At 76.0% G+C, this 1,068-nt stretch carries 1 protein-coding gene; it reads left to right on the top strand.

Annotated features, from left to right (window positions below; translation table 11 throughout):
* Nucleotides 1-103 precede the first annotated feature (103 nt).
* A partial coding sequence (gene mnmA / locus AC1MIR_RS05140) for a tRNA 2-thiouridine(34) synthase MnmA (RefSeq protein WP_480027115.1) occupies nt 104-1,068 on the top strand: 965 nt, incomplete at its 3' end.

The raw sequence follows: 1,068 nt of genomic DNA, 5'->3' as shown, positions 1-1,068 counted from the left end.
TTTGGGGGGCTGGGGGGGGGGGGGCCGCGCCCGCGCGTGGGGGGCGGCCGCCGCGGCGCCCCCCCCCCGGAGGCCTGAATCCGATGCCAGGGCGGGACGCCTGATGAGGGTCCTGGTTGCCATGTCGGGCGGCGTGGATTCCTCCGTCGTCGCCGGGCTGCGGAAGGAAGCGGGCCACGAGGTCATCGGCGCCACGCTGCAGCTCTACGACCACGGCGCCGCCGTGCAGAAGAAGGGCGCCTGCTGCGCCGGGCAGGACATCCACGATGCGCGCAGCGTCGCCGATGCGCTCGACATCCCGCACTACGTGCTGGACCGCGAGGCGCGCTTCCGCAGCGCGGTGATCGAGGATTTCGCCGACAGCTACGCCCGCGGCGAGACGCCGATCCCCTGCATCCGCTGCAACCAGACGGTGAAGTTCCGCGACCTGGTGGACCTCGCCCGCGACCTGGGCTGCGAGGCGCTGGCCACTGGCCATTACGCCCGCCGCGTGGAAGGGGCGGACGGGCCCGAGTTGCACCGCGCCGCCGATCCCGCGCGCGACCAGTCCTATTTCCTCGCGCTGACCACGCGCGACCAGCTCGGTTTCGCGCGCTTCCCGCTCGGCGACATGCCGGACAAGGCGGCGGTGCGCGCTGTGGCGGACCGCCTCGGCCTGCCGGTGGCGCAGAAGCCCGACAGCCAGGACATCTGCTTCGTCCCCTCCGGCCACTATGCCGAGACGGTCGCGAAGCTGCGCCCGGAGACCGCGGAGCCCGGCGAGATCGTGGACGCGGCCGGCCGCGTGCTCGGCACCCATGGCGGCAGCGGCCGCTACACGGGGGGGCAGGGCAGGGGCCGCGGCATCGGCGGCGGCGAGCGGCTGTATGGGGCGGCGGGGGATGCGCCGCGCCGGCGGATCGTGGTCGGGCCGCGCGAAAGCCTGCCGCAGCGGGAGGTGGTGGCCGGCGCGGTCAACTGGCTGATCCCGCCGCCCGTGGCGCCCATCCCCGCGCAGGTGAAGCTGCGCGGGCGTGAGGCGCCGCGCGCGGCGCCCGTGGGCGGGGATGCCGGCGCGGGCGGGGGGGC

The sequence above is a fragment of the Falsiroseomonas sp. RANM36 genome (genome assembly GCF_056682175.1).
Note: the sequence above shows the minus strand (reverse complement) of the source record. Positions and strands in the feature narration are given on the sequence as shown.